Raw genomic sequence first — 501 nt, 5'->3', positions numbered from 1 at the left:
GCTGGCAGCCACCGCCGTCGCACCCGAGTGATACCCCAGCATCGCAGCCACATCCTGGGCCCACATCTCCACGTAATCGAACTCGTTGGCGAAAATCGCCGGCGTATTCAACCCCAGGAAATTCGTCGCAATCAACGTCATCAACGAGACCCGGTTCGCCTCCACCGCCAACGGATGCACCGTGGCCGTCAACGCCCCCTCAAACGACGACGCCGCCGCCCGCGCCTGGGACGCAGCCGCCTGAGCCTGCGCCGCCGCAGCCCCCAACCAGCCCACATACGGCGTCGCCGCAGCCGCCATCGACACCGACGCCGGACCCGCCCACGGACCACTGGCCAAACCCACGATCACCGAATCGAACGAATTCGCCGCCGCCGACAAATCCGCGGCCAAACTCTCCCAAGCCGCCGCGGCCACATGCAACGGACCCGACCCGGCACCGGCAAAAATCCGCGCCGAGTTGATCTCCGGCGGCAACCACGCGAAATCCAAGAACATCGC

1 protein-coding gene is annotated in these 501 nt (G+C 66.5%); it reads right to left on the bottom strand.

Annotation, left to right across the window (positions count from 1 at the left end):
• Positions 1 to 498 (bottom strand): PPE family protein (locus AC5Y5Z_RS25560; RefSeq protein WP_499928295.1); only part of this gene is annotated, 498 nt, incomplete at its 3' end.
• Between the last annotated feature and the right edge of the window lie 3 nt (positions 499 to 501).

It is taken from the genome of Mycobacterium sp. NGS29 (assembly GCF_059812965.1).
This window is presented reverse-complemented; position numbering and strand designations above follow the sequence as displayed.